This window comes from Micromonospora sp. NBRC 101691 (assembly GCF_030269285.1).
GTDB classification, from domain to species: Bacteria; Actinomycetota; Actinomycetes; order Mycobacteriales; family Micromonosporaceae; genus Micromonospora; species Micromonospora echinospora.
Map to the genome: position 1 here is coordinate 277298 of NZ_BSTB01000006.1, position 17568 is coordinate 294865.

14 protein-coding genes and 1 pseudogene are annotated in these 17568 nt (G+C 74.3%); 8 read left to right on the plus strand and 7 right to left on the minus strand.

The window, feature by feature from the left end; genetic code table 11:
* Nucleotides 1-71: 71 nt before the first annotated feature.
* Together QSK20_RS13065 and QSK20_RS13070 are read right to left on the minus strand one after the other, a co-directional pair.
* A pseudogene (locus QSK20_RS13065) lies at nt 72-812 on the minus strand (class I SAM-dependent methyltransferase); the annotation flags it as partial.
* A gap of 179 nt (nt 813-991) precedes the next feature.
* Nucleotides 992-1552, minus strand: coding sequence for an SMI1/KNR4 family protein (locus QSK20_RS13070; RefSeq protein WP_285788877.1), 561 nt, complete (start codon nt 1550-1552; stop codon nt 992-994).
* An 843-nt stretch (nt 1553-2395) separates the two neighbouring features.
* Between QSK20_RS13070 and QSK20_RS13075 the strand changes: the two genes are divergently transcribed.
* The 8 genes from QSK20_RS13075 to QSK20_RS13110 all read left to right on the plus strand — a co-directional run bounded on the left by QSK20_RS13075 (nt 2396) and on the right by QSK20_RS13110 (nt 9461).
* Nucleotides 2396-2812, plus strand: a complete 417-nt coding sequence (locus QSK20_RS13075) for a TOBE domain-containing protein (protein ID WP_285788878.1) — start codon at nt 2396-2398, stop codon at nt 2810-2812.
* Nucleotides 2809-3564 carry a molybdate ABC transporter substrate-binding protein gene (gene modA, locus QSK20_RS13080; RefSeq protein WP_285788879.1) on the plus strand — a complete coding sequence of 252 codons (756 nt, stop codon included), beginning with the start codon at nt 2809-2811 and terminating at the stop codon, nt 3562-3564. Before QSK20_RS13075 ends, modA begins: the two co-directional genes overlap by 4 nt.
* Before the next feature lie 5 nt (nt 3565-3569).
* Nucleotides 3570-4373, plus strand: coding sequence for an ABC transporter permease (locus QSK20_RS13085; RefSeq protein ID WP_285788880.1), 804 nt, complete (start codon nt 3570-3572; stop codon nt 4371-4373).
* Complete coding sequence (locus QSK20_RS13090) at nt 4370-5437, plus strand: ABC transporter ATP-binding protein (RefSeq protein WP_285788881.1); 1068 nt, start codon at nt 4370-4372, stop codon at nt 5435-5437. The genes QSK20_RS13085 and QSK20_RS13090 overlap by 4 nt, the downstream gene beginning before the upstream one ends.
* 59 nt (nt 5438-5496) lie before the next feature.
* Nucleotides 5497-6231, plus strand: coding sequence for a Clp protease N-terminal domain-containing protein (locus tag QSK20_RS13095; protein ID WP_285788882.1), 735 nt, complete (start codon nt 5497-5499; stop codon nt 6229-6231).
* Between the two features lie 760 nt (nt 6232-6991).
* Nucleotides 6992-7693 (plus strand): hypothetical protein, encoded by a 702-nt coding sequence (locus QSK20_RS13100; protein WP_285788883.1) that lies wholly within the window; start codon nt 6992-6994, stop codon nt 7691-7693.
* 198 nt (nt 7694-7891) lie between these two features.
* Nucleotides 7892-8509, plus strand: a complete 618-nt coding sequence (locus QSK20_RS13105; RefSeq protein ID WP_285788884.1) for a response regulator transcription factor — start codon at nt 7892-7894, stop codon at nt 8507-8509.
* A 367-nt stretch (nt 8510-8876) separates the two neighbouring features.
* The gene (locus QSK20_RS13110) at nt 8877-9461 is read left to right on the plus strand and encodes a response regulator transcription factor (RefSeq protein ID WP_285788885.1); all 585 of its coding nucleotides are present in this window, start codon (nt 8877-8879) and stop codon (nt 9459-9461) included.
* Nucleotides 9462-9562: 101 nt separating this feature from the next.
* Here the strand turns inward: QSK20_RS13110 and QSK20_RS13115 are convergent, their stop codons facing one another.
* The 5 genes from QSK20_RS13115 to kynU all read right to left on the minus strand — a co-directional run bounded on the left by QSK20_RS13115 (nt 9563) and on the right by kynU (nt 17504).
* Entirely contained in the window at nt 9563-11464 is a 1902-nt protein-coding gene (locus QSK20_RS13115) for an ATP-binding cassette domain-containing protein (RefSeq protein ID WP_285788886.1), read from the minus strand.
* Nucleotides 11461-13185: an ABC transporter ATP-binding protein gene (locus QSK20_RS13120; protein WP_285788887.1), complete on the minus strand. Its 1725-nt coding sequence runs from the start codon at nt 13183-13185 to the stop codon at nt 11461-11463. The genes QSK20_RS13115 and QSK20_RS13120 overlap by 4 nt, the downstream gene beginning before the upstream one ends.
* 69 nt (nt 13186-13254) lie before the next feature.
* The gene (locus tag QSK20_RS13125; RefSeq protein ID WP_285788888.1) at nt 13255-13371 is read right to left on the minus strand and encodes a SapB/AmfS family lanthipeptide; all 117 of its coding nucleotides are present in this window, start codon (nt 13369-13371) and stop codon (nt 13255-13257) included.
* A complete protein-coding gene (gene lanKC, locus QSK20_RS13130) occupies nt 13368-16025 on the minus strand; it encodes a class III lanthionine synthetase LanKC (RefSeq protein WP_285788889.1) in 2658 nt (885 codons plus the stop codon). The genes QSK20_RS13125 and lanKC overlap by 4 nt, the downstream gene beginning before the upstream one ends.
* Nucleotides 16026-16241: 216 nt before the next feature.
* The gene (kynU, locus tag QSK20_RS13135; RefSeq protein ID WP_285788890.1) at nt 16242-17504 is read right to left on the minus strand and encodes a kynureninase; all 1263 of its coding nucleotides are present in this window, start codon (nt 17502-17504) and stop codon (nt 16242-16244) included.
* Between the last annotated feature and the right edge of the window lie 64 nt (nt 17505-17568).

Sequence of the window (17568 nt, forward strand, 5' to 3'; positions counted from 1 at the left end):
GAATCACTGATCGTGGACGCGTGGCCAGGGAGCGTGGCAGGGAGCCGGCGTCGTGACCAGACGTGGCGGGTTCAGGCGACCAGCAGGCGGAGGCCGAGCTCGGCGGCGTCGAGGTCGACGAGTTCCCGGTTGCGTTCCGCCCAGCGGCCCGAGGCGAGGTCGTCACGGAGGTCGTGCACTGCCCGCTGCTCGGCCTCCGGACCGACCCTGGCCCAGACCGACACTCCGCGACGGACGTTCTCGTCGAGATACGCCTCGGGTCGCCGCCAGTGGGCCTCGAAGAAGCCGTCGACGCAGTCCCACGGGACGGGCACGGGTTCCGTGCGGCCTCCGATCGCGTCGGCCAGGTCGGTCAGCGAGGGCCGGCCGGCAACGAGGTCCGCGACCTCGGGCAGGTAGTCGCGGGTCAGCCAGAACCGCCGAAGCCATCCGCTGTCGCTGGTGTCGTGCGTGAACACCACCACGCGACGGGCGACACGTTGCATCTCGCGCAGGCCCGCGATCGGGTCCGGCCAGTGGTGGACGGTCGCGAAGGCCATCGCCGCGTCGAAGGACTGGTCGTCGAAGGGCAGTCGTTCGGCGGATCCCACCAGGCACGGCGGCGCCTCCGGGCGGCGCTGGGACCGCATGAGCGCCGACGGTTCCACCGCGAGGACGTAACGGTCGGTGGGCTCGTAGGAGCCGGTGCCGGCCCCGACGTTCAACACCGTGCGCGCGTCGCCGAGCGCGGCCCAGACCCGCGCGGCGATACGCGGCTCGGTGCGCCGCGTCACGGTGTACGTGGCTCCGATGGTGTCGTACAACTGTGCGCCGGACATGTCGCTGCCTCCCTGGCCGTCACGAACCCCGGGCACGTGGGCGTCCCGGTGCCACTGCGCCGCATGCTCCGCCACGCGGGCACCGCTTCACCACGTTAGCCGCCGTCGATCGAGGAACGGGAGCGCCGGCCGGGCGTACGGCGGTCGTCCCGCTCCCTTGAGGACCCCGGCGGTCAGGTGGCCGCGCGTGCCCGCGCGTCCGGCCACGGTGCCATCTCGTCGAAATCCTCGCCCGTCTCGGCCTTGACCCACCAGCCCGTGTCGTCGACATAGTGCTCGAACCACGCCGCCAGGCTGGGGGAGTCGATCCACCAGGCCGCGTCGGGATCTCCGGGATTGGGTTCGAAGAGAAGCACGGTTCCCTGCTCGCTTCGGCAGTCGACACCCGCGTACATGCCGCAACCCCAGGTCAGGATCGGAAGGACCCCTTCCGGCCACGCCCACTCGGTGCCGGCGTACCTGGCCCGTGCCCGGAGGTAGCACTCCACCGCCTGCTCCGAGGTCGGGCCGTCGGTCAGGCTGAAGAGCTGTTCGTCGGGACCGAAGCCACCGTTTGCGAAGTCGCGGTAGATCGTCGCGAGTAGAGGGTGCAGCGCGAACCCCAGTCGATCTTCGGCGCTGTTGATCGTCTGCTCGCGGAGCGGAGCTGGCAGGCCAGCGGCGAGTGGTGTCGTCGGTTCGTCGTCCCGTGCCCGCTCAGTGATGCGCGCCAGAAGTTCCGTGTAGTCCGCCACAGGGAGCGATCATGCCCCAGGCGTACGTCAGTTCCGCGCGCCGAGGTCGCCGCGCCGCCGCCTCACCCCGTCGATCATGGAGTTTGGGCACCAGTAAGACCCACACAAAAGCCGCTGATCGGGCGCCACAACTCCATGATCGACGGGGATGGGGCGGTGCGGCCGTGGGTTTTCGACGACCCGGGTGCAGACCTGGCTGTCAACCCAGGTCGTACGGGTCCCGGGCGGCCAGTGCCTCGGCCTCCGGCAAGCCGAGTCGGCCGGCGACCCGTCGCCGCTGTCGGACCTGGGCGCGTGTCCGTGGCCGGAACTTCGGTTCCCGCCCGCACCCGCAGGTCTCGAAGCCCTCGTAGCGCAACCCCGCCCCGAGAACCGCCGCTACCGCAGCCCACCCGGAGTCGTTCCGTCGACGGGGGGCTGCGAAGTCGTGCCCGGCGAAGACCATCGGCCGGCGACACGACGTGCACCGGTGTTCCGCGCCGTCCCACGCGTACTTGTGACTACGGCGGCAGGACACGCACACGTAGTGGACCTTGTAGGGGGTTTCGGCGTACCGGCACATGTCCGCATGGTAGTGATCCACACCCGTACGGCGGGTGGAATTGTGCCGGCGGCGCGGCCGGTGCCGGCTCTCCGCTGTGGTTGCAGGGGTCCCCTGCTCGGCAGAAAGCGGTAACAGGGGGCCCCTGCTACCACCCAGTCGCCACCCGGTGCCACCACCCGGTTGTCACCGGCGCGCACCGCGTGCGTCTCGCATCTGCAAGGTGTATGCGGGTCATGTGCTTCCTTGCGCGAGGCGGGACGGGCGTTCGAGCTGGCAGATGCGGGCGCTAGGGTGTGCGGGTGACGAGCTACCGGATCGGGGAGGCCGCCGAGCTGCTCGGCGTGAGCGCCGACACCGTTCGCCGCTGGGTCGACGGGGGACGCTTGCCGGCCGGGCGGGACACGCACGGGCACCGGGTGATCGACGGGGTGGAGCTGGCCGGGTTCGTCCGGGCCCAGGCCGCCGAGCCCGACGACCGGTCGGAGTTCTCCTCGGCGCGCAACCGGCTGCGGGGCATCGTCACCGCCGTCACGAAGGACGCGGTGATGGCGCAGGTCGACATCCAGGCCGGCCCGTTCCGGATCGTGTCGCTGATGAGTCGGGAGGCCGTCGACGAGTTGGACCTGCGGGTCGGCGCGGTGGCGGTCGCGGTGATCAAGTCGACCACGGTGGTGGTGGAGCGCCCGTCGGTGGCGCGGGGGAGGACGGGATCGTGAGGGTCCGCGGCATCCTGGCCGGCGTGGTCGCGTCGGCCGTGTTGGCCGGGTGCGGCGGCGGGAACCCCGTCGACGCGCCCGGGGAGACCGTCACCGTCTTCGCGGCGGCGTCCCTGACCGACGCGTTCACCACGATCGCCCGGGACTTCGAGGCCGACCGGCCGGGCGCCCGGGTGCGCCTGACCTTCGCCGGCAGCTCCGCCCTGGCCACCCAGATCAACCAGGGGGCTCCGGCTGACGTGTTCGCCTCGGCGGCGCCCGCCCCGATGCGGACCGTCACCGATGCGGGCCACGGCGACGGCGCGCCGGTCGTCTTCGCCCGCAACCAGTTGGTCATCGCGGTGCCGAAGGGCAACCCGGCCGGGGTCGCCGGGCTGGCCGACCTGACGAGACCCGGGACGAAGGTCGCCCTCTGCGCCGAGCAGGTGCCCTGCGGTGCGGCGGCGCGCACCGCGCTCGACGCCGCCGGGGTCGCGCTCACCCCGGTCACCCTTGAACAGGACGTGCGGGGCGCGCTGTCGAAGGTCGTCCTCGGTGAGGTGGACGCCGCCCTGGTCTACCGCAGCGACGTCCGGAGCACGGACGACGTGCGGGGCGTCGAGTTCCCCGAGTCGGCCCGCGCGGTCAACGACTATCCGATCGTCGTGCTCGCCGACGCCCCGAACCGCTCCGGGGCGCGCGCCTTCGTCGACCACGTACGGTCCGCGCGGGGCCGGGCGGCACTCACCGCCGCCGGCCTGCAGGCCCCGTAGCGGCGATGCGGTTCCGTGCCCCTCGGCCCGCGCGGTGGCAGGTGCCGGTCGGGCTGCTCGTACCGGCCGCCCTCGGCCTGCTCCTCCTGGTGCTGCCGCTGGTCGGACTGCTGGTCCGGGCGCCCTGGACGGACCTGCCGGGCCGGCTGACCGAGCCCGGGGTGCTCACCGCCCTGCGGCTCTCGCTGGTTTCGGCGACCCTGGCCACGCTGCTCTGCCTGCTGCTCGGCGTGCCGTTGGCCTGGCTGCTGGCGCGGGTCGAGTTTCCCGGCCGGCGGGTGGTCCGCGCCCTGGTCACCGTGCCGATGGTGCTGCCTCCGGTGGTGGGCGGCGTGGCGCTGCTGCTGGTCTTCGGCCGGCGGGGCCTGCTCGGCGGCTGGCTCGACGAGACGTTCGGCGTCACGCTGCCGTTCACCACCGCCGGGGTGGTGCTCGCCGAGGCGTTCGTGGCGATGCCCTTCCTGGTCGTCGCGGTGGAGGGGGCCCTGCGCGGCGCGGACCGCCGCTTCGAGGAGGCCGCGGCGACCCTGGGCGCCGGTCGCTGGAGCACCTTCACCCGGGTCACCCTGCCGCTGGTGGCGCCCGGGGTGACCGCCGGGGCGGTGCTCTGCTGGGCCCGTGCGCTCGGCGAGTTCGGCGCGACGATCACCTTCGCCGGCAACTTCCCGGGCACCACGCAGACCATGCCGTTGGCGGTCTACCTGGCGCTGGAGACCGATCTGGAGGCCGCGATCGTGCTGAGTCTGGTGCTGTTGGTCGTCTCGGTCACCATCCTCGCCGCGTTGCGCGACCGGTGGGCGGTCCGGTGACCGGCGGCCTCGACGCCCACCTCGTCGTCGACCGGGGTGGATTCCGTCTCGACGTGCGGTTGCGGGTCGCTTCCGGCGAGGTGGTCGCCCTGCTGGGCCCGAACGGGGCCGGCAAGACCACCGCCCTGCGGGCTCTCGCCGGGCTGCGACCGCTGACCGCCGGGCATGTCACCCTCGACGGCCGGGACCTCGACCGTCCCGCCGAGGGGTCGTGGACGCCGCCGGAGCGCCGCCGGGTCGGCGTGGTCTTCCAGGACTACCTGCTCTTTCCGCATCTCAGCGCGGAGGAGAACGTGGCGTTCGGGCCCCGTCGGCAGGGGCTCGACCGGCGGGCGGCCCGCGCCATGGCCCGGCAGTGGCTCGACCGGGTCGGCCTGGCCGGACATGCCGCCCGCCGGCCCCGGGAGCTCTCCGGGGGGCAGGCGCAGCGGGTCGCGCTGGCCCGGGCGCTGGCGGTCCGGCCGGCGCTGCTGCTGCTGGACGAGCCGCTCGCCGCCCTCGACGCCCGGACCCGGCTGGACACCCGGACCGAACTCCAGCGGCACCTGGCCGCGCACCCGGGGGCGGCCCTGCTGGTCACCCACGATCCGCTGGACGCCCTGGTGCTCGCCGACCGGCTGGTCGTCGTCGAGGCGGGGGTCGTGGTGCAGGAGGGTGACGCGGCCACCGTCACCGCCCGTCCCCGCACCGACTACGTGGCCCGGCTGGTGGGGCTCAACCTGCATCGCGGGCACGCCGCCGGTGACCGGGTCCGGCTGCGCGAGGGACTGACGCTGACCACCGCCGACCGGGGCGACGGGGACGCCTTCGTCGCCTTCCCGCCGTCGGCGGTCGTGCTCCATCCCCGTCCGCCGGAGGAGGGCCGGGGCAACACCTGGGCGGCCACCGTCGCCGACGTCGAGCGGCACGGAGACAACCTCCGGGTACGCCTGGCCGGTCCGCTCCCGGTGGCTGCCGACGTGCCCCCGTCCGCCGTCGCCCGGTTGCGCCTCACCGCCGGCGCGCGGGTCTGGGTCGCCGTCGAACCGGCCGCGATCAGCGCCTATCCGACGGCGGACACCTGACGCCCAGGGTCCGTCAACCGCAGGTTGACTTCGCTGGAGCGTCAACCTATGGTTGACGTATGACGAATCCCGTCCAGATGAGCAACCAGGTACGCCTCGACGACCTGATCGAGGCGATCAAGCGCGTGCATCCCGACACCCTCGACCAGCTCTCCAGCGCGGTGGTGGCCGCCGACCACCTGGGCGAGGTCGCCGACCACCTGATCGGCCACTTCGTCGACCAGGCCCGCCGGTCGGGCGCCTCCTGGACCGAGATCGGCCGGAGCATGGGCGTCAGCAAGCAGGCCGCCCAGAAGCGCTTCGTCCCGAAGGGGGGCGAGGCCCCGATGGACCCGAGCGAGGGCTTCAACCGGTTCACCCCCCGGGCCCGCAACGTGGTGGCGGCTTCGCACAACGAGGCTCGTGCCGCCGGCAGCCCGCAGATCGGCCCGGAGCACCTGGTCCTCGGTCTGCTCGCCGAGCCGGAGGCGGTGGCGGCCAGGGTGATCACCGCGCAGGGGGTCACCCTGGAGGCGGTCCGCGAGGCGGTGGCCGCCGTGCTGCCGGCGGCGGTGCCGAACGTGCCGGACCTGATCCCGTACAACGCCGAGGGCAAGAAGGCGCTGGAGCTGACCTTCCGGGAGGCGCTGCGGCTCGGGCACAACTACATCGGCACCGAGCACATCCTGCTCGCCCTCCTCGAACAGGAGGACGGCGACGGGGTGCTCACCGGCCTCGGCGTCGACAAGGCGACGACGGAGGCCGGCATCGCGACGGCCCTCGAAGCCGCCGTGCGGATCACCCCCGCCGACTGAGCGACCGCGCGGACGTTCCGGCTCGGGACGTCCGCGCGGTGACGGGTCCACGCGCTGGGCCCATTACCCGTATCTGATGCCCCAGGGGAGGCGGCGGTCGGTTTTCCGTCACCTACGACGTCGCTGAGTGCGATCGTCCGAACACGAGGCTACGATGTGCGGACGTTCCCGCCGGAAGGGTCGTCCCCCGTTGCGCCGTGCCGCGATCACCTCCCCCTCGGCCCCGAACCAGGGGCGTCACGCCCCGTCCGGTTCGGCGGGGTGGATCCGCCTCGCCCGCGCGGCTGTCCTCGTCGTGACCGGGGTCGGCGCGGCCCTGCTCGCCGTGGCGCTTTCCGCTGCCCCGGCTCGCGCGGAAACCGGCGACGCTGGCGCGGGGACCGGGCGTCCCGCCGACGTGGTGACGCACGTGCGGCAGCTCGGGCGCGAGTCTTCCGTCGTACCGTCGCGTGAGCCCGCCGCCTCGCCGACCGGGATTCGCCTGCGGGCGGGACGGCCCGCGGTCGACGACCGGAGGCGGCTCGCCGTGGCCCCGGTCCGACCGGCCCCGACAACGGGGGAGACGCCGCTGGCCCGCCGACCGGACCGCGAGGCCGGAACGCGGCCCCGACCGGAGCCTGTCCTGCCCCGGATCGTCTCCCGGATCCTGCCGCCGCGCGCCGCGCCGCCGCCAGACCCGCCGGTCGCGCCGGTCGACGGACCGGTACGGCCCCCGGTTTCCGCCCCGCCGGCCATCCCGGACGGAGCCGCGCCCACACCCGTGACCACCCGGCCCCGGCCCCCGGCTCCCGTCGTGCCACCCCGACCGGTGCCCGACAGCGGACCCGCCGGTCCGGTGGACGGGCCCACCGTTCCCGCGCCGGAACCCACGTCGCCTCCCGGTCGGATCCCGCTGCCGCCCCGGCTGGTCGGGGTGCTGGACGGTGCGCTGCGGCCGATCCTCGACCTGCTCGGCGGCGTCCTCGGTGGGGTGCTCGCTCCGATCCTCGACCTGCCCGGTGGTGGCGGCGACCCGGCGCTCCCACCGGGATCGGCGCCGCCGGCCGCGCCGGTGCCGACGCCGGCCCCCGACGTGCCCGTACCCGACAGTCCGACGGAAGGTCCGCCGGTCACGGGCCCGCTCGCCCAGCCCCCCTGGGTCCACAATGGAGGCTGGTCCCCGTCGGGTCCGGCCCGGAGCGGAGAGTCCTGGAGTCCCGTGCGGGGGCCCGTTCCCGGGTTCGGCCACCGGGCGGTGCCGGCCGCGCCGACCCTGGAATCCGGCTCGGCGTCCGGAGACTCGTCCGACGCGCCGGTCGCGCCCGGCGACGACCGGGTCAGCGGTGACAGCGGCCCCCGCTCCGGCGCGGCCCTGCCACCGGAGACGTCGCACCCGGACCGCTCCGTCCGGGACGCCCTCGTGGCGGTGCCGCCGGCGCCCGCCCGGGGCCGCTCTCCCACGGTGACCGCCCGCCCCGGCTGAGTACGCCCTCCCGTCGTCCGTCCCGGCTCCCGGAGCCGTCCGGTCGACGACGGGTCGCGTGGGCTCCATCCGTCCGCTCTCGACAGCGGCGGAGCCCCAGGGTCGTACCCCTTTTCCGCGTGCGTACCGGCCCCGCCCTCCCTGTCCTGGGAGACGGTCGGGTGGCCGTCGCGACGCGTACCCGAGAACGGAGAGTACGTGGTGATCCGCGTTGTCGTGGTGGAGGAGATGGGGCTGTTGCGCGGTGCGCTCTGTGCCGTGCTGTCCCATGAGGAGGACATGGAGGTGGTGGCGGCGGTCGCGGACGTCGGCGAGGTGCCCGCCGTGGTGCGGCGTACCACGCCGGACGTCGTCGTGCTCGATCTGCTGCCGGAGTCGCCCGAGTCGCCCAACCTGGTCCGGACGATCGAGGAGATCGCCGGCCAGGCGCCCAAGGCGGCGATCCTGGCGATGAGCTACCGGTGGAGTCCGGCCGTGCTGGAGGCGGCGGTGTCCGCCGGGGCACGGGGGTTCATCGGCAAGGACGGGCCGTTGGAGGAGTTGGTTCGGATGATCCGGTCGCTCGCCGCCGGGGAGCGGGTCATCGACCCGACGGCGGCGGTGGCGGTGTTGAGCCCACCGAAGAGTCCGTTCACCCCCCGGGAACTGGACGTGTTGCGCGCGGCTGCCGAGGGACTGCCGCTGAAGGAGATCGCCCGCCGGCTCTTTCTGGCGCACGGGACCGTGCGGAACCATCTGTCGGCGATCCTGCGCAAGACCGGATCCCGTAACCGGATGGAGGCGATCCGCCGCGCCCAGCGCGAGGGCTGGCTCTAGCCGGGCCGGTGGTGGGGCCGGTCGACCGGCCCCACCACCGGGATCCCCTCGCGTGATCCCGGTGCACCCGCCGCCGTGCGGGGTGGACCCGGACGGCGGCGACGTGGCATGTCCATGTCGTGCAGTCCCGTGTAAAGGACTTTCCGGCCTCATCGGTCATCGTGGAACTCATCCGACTGGACGGCGGTACCGGCCGAACGTCTGATTCGGTATTGTCCATTCGGGAGGGACGGGGGACCGTGCGGGGGAATCCGTCAAAATCTCATTTTTCGCCACGGGTTCGTCATGCCGATCGGACGTTACATCGGCGTGATGTGACGTTAACTTCCCATGCTTTCCGGTTGGTGTCCAATTCGGGAGGAAATTCGTGATCCGTACCATGCTTGCCCTCGACGGCACGCTGATTCGCGGTGCGTTGGCCCTGGTGCTCGCCGCCGAACAGGACATCAGCGTGGTGGCCGAGGTGGATCGGGGCGACGAGATCCAGCCCATGCTCTGGACGAAGCTGCCCGACGTGGCGGTCGTCGACCTCGACCTGATCGACGACGGCGGGGCCGGCACCGTCGGACCGTGCCCGATGCTGGTGCTGGCCGACCGGCGTCGGGTCCGGGGACTGCACCACGTGCTCGCCGGCGGGCGGACGGTCGGCGTCCTCGCCAACGACGTCTCACCCCGCCGGGTGGTCGACGGTGTGCGCCGGCTCGCCCGCGGAGAGACGGTGGTCGACGCGGAACTGGTGCTCGCCGCGCTCACCGCGACCAGCCCGCTCACCGGGCGGGAGACCGAGATCCTGGAGTTGACCGCGGCGGGGGCGACGGTCGCGGAGGTGGCCGGGTCACTGGGCCTCTCACCGGGGACGGTACGCAACCATCTCGGCCGGATCGCCCGGAAGGCGGGCGCGCGTACCCGGGTGGAGGCGGTCCGCGTCGCCCAGGACGCGGGCTGGATCTGACGGGACGGCGCCGGCCCGATCCGGCCGGTGCCCGGTCCCGACCGGGGATGTCCGGGACCCGGTCGGGACGCACGACACCGACGTCCCCGGACCGCGTGCCGTCAGGCCGGACCGGTCCGCGCGGGTGCGCCGGCCGGCGGTGACGACGCCGGCCGGTCGTCCCAGTACCCGACCAGTTCCCGGTAGGTGGCGGACCGGGCGAGCAGTTCCCGGTGGTCACCGAGCACCGGACGTTCCCCGTCCAGGACCAGCACCCGGTCCGCCCGGAGCGCGGACGTGATCCGGTGGGCGACCACGACCAGGGTGCCGGGCCGGCGGGCGAAGGCCTCCTCGACCAGCGTCTCGGCGGCCGGATCCAGGTGGCAGGTCGCCTCGTCCAGGATGGCCAGTGGGGCGGGGGCCAGCCAGGCCCGCACCGCCGCGATCACCTGCCGCTCCCCGGCGGAGAGCGCGGTCGGCGCCACCGGCGCGTCCAGCCCGCCGAGCCGGTCGGCCAGGGGCCGGGCGCCCAGTGCGTCCAGCGCCGTCGCGAGGAGCGCGTCGTCCGCGTCCGGACGCAGGTAGCGCAGGTTCGCCGCGAGCGAGCCGCTGAAGACGTACGCCTCCTGGGGCACCAGCACCCGCAACCGGGCGAGCCGGTCGGCGTCGACGGAGTCGACCGGCGTGCCGGCGATCGACACCGAGCCGGCCCCGGGGCGCACCAGACCGGAGGCCAGGGCCGCCAGGGTGGACTTGCCCGCGCCGCTCGGTCCGACCACCGCGAGGTGCTCGCCGGGGGCGAGGGTGAGCGAGAAGTCCGCGAGCACGGGCCGGGCACGCGGGCCGTACCGGAAGGTCAGCCGGTGGACGTGCAACGCGGGAGTGCCGTCCGGCCCGGGCAGGCCCGGGACGTCGTCCGGCCCCGCCCGTCGACGCCCGCCCGCCGAGCCGGGTCCGACGGTGGACACCCCGTTCCGCGTCGGGTCGCCGTGCTGCACGGGAACGGATCCGGCGGGACCGGGCGGGCTGGTGTGCAGGATCCGCTCCAGGGCCACCACGTACCGCAGGCCGCCCCCGCCCACCCCCTGCACCAGGGCCCGCAGGGCCGGTTGCAGCCCCGTCGAGACGTAGACCAGAGCGCCGAGCACCGCCCCGGCGGTCACCCCCCGGCTCACCAGCCACGACGCGGCGAGTATCAACACCGCCAACGGAGCCCACCCGCCCAGGCCGAGGCTGAGGCTGCGCAGCGCGGTCATCCGGGCGACCGTCCGCTCGGCGTCGGCCAGTGTCGTGATCCGCGCCGCGACCCCGGCGACCACCCGGTCCTGCGCGCCGCAGGCGAGAACGTCGCGGTGTCCGGCCAGCGCGGTCGCCGCCGCCTCGCCGAGCGCCTCGCCGGCCCGCACGTAGCGGCGTTGGTGGGCGACCATCGCCGGCAGGCCGGCGACGAACACCACCAGCCCGGCCAGCAGCGGCACGGCGACCAGGGCGGCGACCAGCGGGGCCAACGCGACCAGGCCGATCAGCGCCGAGACGGCGGCGAAGAGGAAACCACGCACCACCATCAGCAACCCGCCGAAGGCGTCCCGGACCACTTCGACCTGCTGGGTCAACCGGGCCACCGCCGCGCTCTCCGACCCGGTGCCGCCGGTGGTCGCCGCGCGCAGCGCGCTCCGCACGACCCGGTCGGCCAGTTCGTCGCGGAACGGCTCGACCACCGCCCCCAACGCCCGGTACACCCCGCCGGTGGCCGCCGCGCCGACCAGCATCGCCAACGCCAGCACGCCGAGCCACACCAGGCCGGTGCCGAACCGCCCGGCCAGGAAACCCTGGTCCACCGCCCGGGCGACCAGGAGACCGGAGAGCAGCGCCGGCACCGACTCGGCGGCCGACCAGCCGGCGAGCCGGCCGAGTTCCCGTCGCCGGGCCCGCAGCGCCCGGCCGGTCTCCCGGAGCACCCCGGCGGGCGGCGGTCGGTAACCTGCCGTCGGCCGGGCGTCGTCCCGGGCCGGAAGGCGGGTCACGGCGTGCCCTCCCCGGCCTGGAAGACCGCCCGGTAGGCCGGGTCCGACCAGAGGAGACGGTGCGGGGCGAGGGCCCGCAGCCGTCCGCGGTCGAGCCAGGCCACCAGGTCGGCCGCCGCCGCAGTCGCCGTCCGGTGCGTGACCACCAGACGGGTACGCTCACCGGCCCGCCCGGCGATCGCCCGGGAGACCCGGTGCTCGGTGGCGGTGTCCAGGCTGGACGTCGCGTCGTCGAGGACGAGCAGCCGTTCGGCGGCCAGCGCGCGGGCCAGCCCCAGCCGCTGCGCCTCGCCACCGGAGAGCGGCGCCCGGTGCAGCGGAGTGCGGAAGCCCTCCGGCAGGCGGCCCACGCAGTCGTCCACCGCCGCCGCGCGGGTCGCCGCGAGCACCGGGGGAGTGGCCGGGGCGTCCGGTGGCGGGACCGCCGCGTCGGCGGGCAACGCCAGCCCGACCGCCTCGTGCACGGTCGCGCCGACCAGGACCGGCCGCTCGAAGGCGTACCCGACCGCGCGGCGCAGCGTCGCCGGGTCGAGTCGGTGCAGCGGCACCCCGTCGAGCAGCACCTCACCGGCGTCCGGGTCGTGCAGCCGACCCGCCACCGCGGCGAGGGTGGACTTGCCCGACCCGGAGACGCCGACCACGGCGACCGTGCCACCGGCGGGCACGGTCAGGTCGACCCCGGAGAGGATCGGACGGCCGTCGTCGGTGTGGACGGTGACCCCGCGCAACGTCAACTCACCCCACCCCCGTGGCAGGGGCCGGTCGCCGACCGGGGCCACCGGAAGGGCCAGTGGTTCGGCGAGACGGTGCGCGCCGGCGCGGACCCGGACCAGGCGGTTGAGGGCGGCCACCGCCGCGCCGAGTCCCGCGCCGAGGGTGGCGTACCGGACGGCGGCCACCAGTTCGCCGGGAGTGAGCCAGCCGGCGGTCAGCCCGTACCCGCCGACGGCGATCACGGCCAGGGTGAGCAGCGGCGCCACGGCGGCGGTCCGGGCACCCGCGCGGGCCAGCAGCTCCCAGCTGCGTCGGCCGTGTTCGGCCAGCTCGGGCAGGGGTTCGAGGATCCGTTCCCGCTCCTGGTCGACGGTGCCGGCGGCGGCGACGGTGCGCGCCCCACCCGTCGACTCCAGCAGCCGCCCGGCGATCGTGCCGAGGACCCGCTGGTAGGCGGTGACGACCGTGGAGGAGTCGGTGACGAAGGTGCGCAGCAGCACGGTCAGCAGGACCAACCCGGCGAGCAGGGTCAGGCCGAGCGCCGGCGCCAACAGGGTGAGCGCGACGACGCTGCCCAGTGGGGGGATCACCGCGACCGCGCCGAGGACCACCGCGTTGCCGGCCTGCCCGGCGTCGGCGGCCCCGGCGACCAGTCGGGCGGTCAGGTCACCCACCGGGTGCCGGCGCGCCTGCCGGACGTCCAGGCGGAACAGGTGGCGGGTCAGCTGGTCGCGGAGCCGGGCGGTGGCCCGGGCCGCACCGTAGCCGGTGGCCAGGTCGCTGAGTGTGTCGGTGGCGATCAGGACCGCCACCAGGACGCCGGCGACCAGCGGCCACCAGCGGGAGCCGTCGCCGAGCGCGGCGTCGACGGCGTGACCGAGAGCGGTGGGCAGGAACAGTTGGGCGGCGGCTCCGAGCAGCGCGACCCCGGCCAGGGCGACCGTCCATCCACCGCCGTGCCGCACCGACCGGCGTACCAGCCGGTCCCCGGGCGACCGCGTCCCCATTCGTCCTCCCGACACGCGTGTGCCCCGGGCGGGTACGTCTACCCGCCCGGGGCTCGCTTGGTGATTCGATCAGTCGCAGGACGTGACCGACAGCGAGCTGCCCTCGCAGAGGAGCAGGCTCAGCCCACTGGTGTCGCCGTGGCCACCACCGTGGGTCTCCAGGCCCTGAAGGTCCAGAAGAGTCATGTCAATTCACCTCCCCCCGGGGTCTTGGTCGTCAGGCTCGCCCCCGTTGGTGAGGGGAGTTCGGGTGCGCCGGCCAGCGGCGCGAGGAAGGGCAGCGTCAGCGGTTCGTCGTGTCGCGCCGTGCCCAGGGCGAACAGCACACCGGCGGTGCCGGTGCCGAGGTCCATCGAGAGCCGCAGCAGCTTCTCGCCGGGGAAGGCCACCCCGTCGGCGTACGGCATGGCGTGCCAGGCCAGCCGCCGCAGCTGCGCGTCCAGTTCCGGTCGCTGCTCGGGCGTGCGGGCGGTCGCCGCGAGGTAGGCGACGATTCCCGCCCGGCCCGCGAAGAGGCCGCTCTGCGCGTACATCGGGGACCGGGCCGCCTGGTACGCCGCGGCGCTCGCCCGGGCGAACCCGTCGTCGTCGCGGTGGGTCAGGTACTGGTCGAGGGCCAGCCCCACACCGACGCCGCCCTGTCCGAGGTAGGGCATGGTCCGCCAGCCCTCGTTGACCTCCAGCGCGCCGTTCGGGCGTACCACACACCGACGCAGGTCCTGGCGCAGCGCCGTGGCGGCGTGCTCCAGCAGCGTCGCGTCCCCGGTCAGCTCGTACAGGCGCACCAGCATCAGCGCCGGCCCGCTCCGGCCGCGCAGCAGCCCGGCGTACGGGTGCACACCACCGCTGATGTCCGGCCCGGGGTCGTCGGCGAGCCGGTCGACCACCCGTTCGGTGGCCTGCCACGCGGCGTCACGCAGCCCGGACTCCCCGGTGCGTCCGGCCAGGTCGGCCAGGTTGAGCGCCACTCCCGACAGGCCGCTGAGCAGGCTGTGGTCCAGCCGGTCCCAGGGCTCCCGGAGGCAGATCTCGATCACGTCCAGGGCGTCCTGCCGGCGGTCCAGCCGCTCCAGCGCGTACGCGACCCCGTGCAGCCCGTCGTAGAAGCCGAGCCGGGTGCCGGAGACCGGGTTCTTCGCCCGCCGGACCAGCCACTCCTCGTGTTCCGGCCGGCGGCCCGCCCCGGTCTGCGCCAGGGTGTGCAGCACCCCGGCCGCGCCGTACGCGAGGTTGAGCCCGCCGCTGCGGAACTGCTCGATGTCACCGGGGAAGAGCCGGTCGTCACGGTCCGGGGTGGCGCTGGCGAGGATCGCCCGGGCGAGTCGGTCCCGGACGGTCGGCCAGTCGCCGTCCGCCAGGTCCGGCAGGGGCTTCCCGGTCGGTACGGAGCCCGCACCGGAATCGCCCGTCGTGTCGGAGCCGCCGGTCTCCGCGCGGAACGCGGCGGTGATCTCGTCGACCGCCGGGTCGAGGAAGGACCGGGGGACCGGGAAGTTCTCCGTGATGACGTCGGCCAGGTGCGCGGCCTTCGCCGGGGAGAGCCGGACCAGCTGGGTCAGTGGGAGGAAGAGCGCCAGGCGGAGGCAGGCCAGGGCGTACCGGTCGGCGGCCCTGCCCCGGACGTGGCGGGGCGCGGCGAAACCCTGGTTGCGCAGTCCCGGTCGGTGGCTGTCGTCCTCGGCGGCGGCGACCTCGAAGTCGATGAGCACGATCCGGTCGTCCGGCCGCACCATGATGTTGGACATGTGCAGGTCGCCGTAGACCACGCCCCGGTCGTGGATCGCCTGCACGGCGGTCTCGACCTGGGTGTAGACGTCCCGCGCCCACCGGGTGTACGCCGCCAGAGCATCCTCGGTGGCGTCGGCGACGACCAGCGGGTGCCGGTTGGCGAGCACCTTGTTCAGCGGGCGTCCCTCGACGAACTCCAGCGCGAGGAACCGGTGCTCGCCGAGGGTGAACTCGTCGTGCAGCCGGGGCAGCTGCGGCAGGTCGGCGAGCCGGCGCAGCATCGCCGCCTCCCGCTCCAGCCGGGCGACCGCGTCGGTCCCGTCGGAGTCCAGGCCGGCCAGGGGGCGGGCCTCCTTGAGCACCACCTGCGCGTCGTCGCGGGTGTCCCGCCCCACGTAGAGGCCGCCACCGTTGGAGAAGTGGATGACCTTCTCGATCCGGTAGGGCACCTCGTTGGTGCTGGTCGCGCTCCGGGCGGCCAGGTGGGGGGCGAGGAAGTCGGGCAGGGTCACCCAGGACGGCACGTGGAAGACCGGGTCGCGCCGGTCCGGCACCAGGGTGCCGGTGTCGTCGGCGATCGCCGGGACGGTCTGCCCGTCCGGGGTGAGGCAGTAGCGGGCGGTGAAGCCGCCGTAGCGGACGTACACCGGGCCGGTGCCGTAGCGCAGGTCGCTGAGGATGTAGGGGCCGGTCTCGCCGACGAGCAGCTCGTCGAGTTCCTTGCAGGCCAGTTCCAGTTCCGCCTCGTCACGCGGGTAGATGGTGACGAACTTGCCGCTGGCGGCGCGGGGGGCGTACTTCGAGTTGCGCAGCAGCACGATGCGCGGGCTGCGGAGGAACTTGAACGCCAGGCCACGCGGCACGCAGTACGACCAGACCGCGTCGAGCACCCGCTCGGCGTTGTCGACGCCGGCCGAGACGTGGATCTTCCAGCCCTGCGGGGGCAGCGAGCCGCCCTCCGGGGCGTAGTTCATCCAGTCACTGGTGGCGTCGGACGTCCAGCCGGCCGGGGCGGGACGCCCGGTCACGAAGGTGCGTCCGTCGGTGGCGTTGCCGAGGGAGTCGTAGAACAACCGGTCCGCGACACAGAAGCTGTCGTAGCGCTCGTCCACCGTCTGACCTCCTTCCGTGTCCCGGGCCGGTCCTCGTTTCCGGCGATGCAATGAGTCTCGTGGACGGGACAGTGTTGGCTCCAGTGCGCTTAGTCACGACGCCGGGTGCGCAGCGCACGGGTACTCATGACAAAAGTCAGACCACACCCGTGCGACACGCAGAAGCCGCCCGGCGCGGACGCCGGGCGGCTCGGACGGTCGGGGTGTCGTCGCAGGTCAGGTGACCCGTGGCGGCTCCACCGGGAGGTGTTCGTGCCCGCCGCGCGCCACCAGGTCGCGCAGCCGCTCCATGCCGTCCCAGACGTCGACGTAGCGGGTGTAGAGAGGGGCGGGGCCGAGCCGCAGACGGTCGGGCACCCGGAAGTCACCCACCACCTTCGCTTCGCTGATCAGCGCCTGGGAGATCCGCAGCGCGTCCGGGTGGGCCAGGCAGATGTGGCTGCCCCGGCGCTGCGGGTCGCGCGGCGAGGCCAGCGTGAAACCGAGCGGAGTGAGCCAGGCGTCGGCGAGCTCCACCATCAACTCGCCGAGGCCGACGCCCTTGGCGCGTACCTGGTCGATGCCCGCCTCGGCGAACACGTCCAACGCCGGGTCGAGGGCGGCCAGCGACAGGATCGGCGGGGTGCCGACCAGGAACCGGTCGATGCCCGGGGCGGGGTCGTACTCCGCGCCCATCCGGAACTGGTCGCGTTGGCCGAACCAGCCCCAGATCGGCTGGCGCAGCCGGGCCTGCAACTCCTCGCGGACGTAGAGGAAGGCCGGCGCGCCCGGGCCGCCGTTGAGGTACTTGTAGGTGCAGCCGACGGCGAGGTCCGCGCCGGAGGCGGTCAGTTCGACCGGCACCGACCCGGCCGCGTGCGACAGGTCCCACAGGACGTACGCCCCGACCTCGCGGGCCGCCGCGTTCACTGCGGCCAGGTCGAGCAGGGTGCCGGAGCGGTAGGAGACCGCCGAGAGCACGACCAGCGCCACCTGGTCGTCCAGGGCCCGGCGGACGTCGTCCGGGTCGAGCCCCTCGTCCAGGTGCGAGGCTATGGTCCGCACCGTGAGGCCCCGCTGCCCGGCGAGCCCCTGGAGGAGGTACCGGTCGGTGGGGAACTCCTCGGCGTCGACCAGGATGGTGTGCCGGCCGGGGTTGGCGTCCAGCGCGGCGGCGGCGAGCTTGTAGAGGTTCACCGACGTCGAGTCGGAGACGACCACCTCGCCGGGGCGCGCGCCGAGCACGTGCGCGGCGAGCCGGTCGCCGAGCCGGCGACCCCAGTCGATCCAGGTCGACCAGGAGCGGACCAGTTCCGTGCCCCAGTCCTGCCGGGCGAGTCGGGCCAGGGCGTCCGGTGTCGCCGCCGGGAGCCGTCCCAGGGAGTTGCCGTCGAGGTAGACCAGCTCCGGGTCGGCGATCACGAAGCGGTCGCGCAACCCGGCGAGGGCGTCGGCCGCGTCCCGTTCCTCGGCCGCCCGACGGGACAGGTCCCCACGCATCGTCCGCTCCCCTCGTCCACGCCACGAGCCGGGCCACCATAACCGATCGACCGGCGACGTCCGT

What these genes read in the sequence shown, in the direction of transcription:
- QSK20_RS13085 (WP_285788880.1), top strand. Translation starts at nt 3,570, where the DNA reads ATGCGGTTCCGTGCCCCTCGGCCCGCGCGGTGGCAGGTGCCGGTCGGG.
- kynU (WP_285788890.1), bottom strand. Translation starts at nt 17,504, where the DNA reads ATGCGTGGGGACCTGTCCCGTCGGGCGGCCGAGGAACGGGACGCGGCC.
- QSK20_RS13125 (WP_285788888.1), bottom strand. Translation starts at nt 13,371, where the DNA reads ATGACTCTTCTGGACCTTCAGGGCCTGGAGACCCACGGTGGTGGCCAC.
- QSK20_RS13120 (WP_285788887.1), bottom strand. Translation starts at nt 13,185, where the DNA reads ATGGGGACGCGGTCGCCCGGGGACCGGCTGGTACGCCGGTCGGTGCGG.
- QSK20_RS13095 (WP_285788882.1), top strand. Translation starts at nt 5,497, where the DNA reads ATGACGAATCCCGTCCAGATGAGCAACCAGGTACGCCTCGACGACCTG.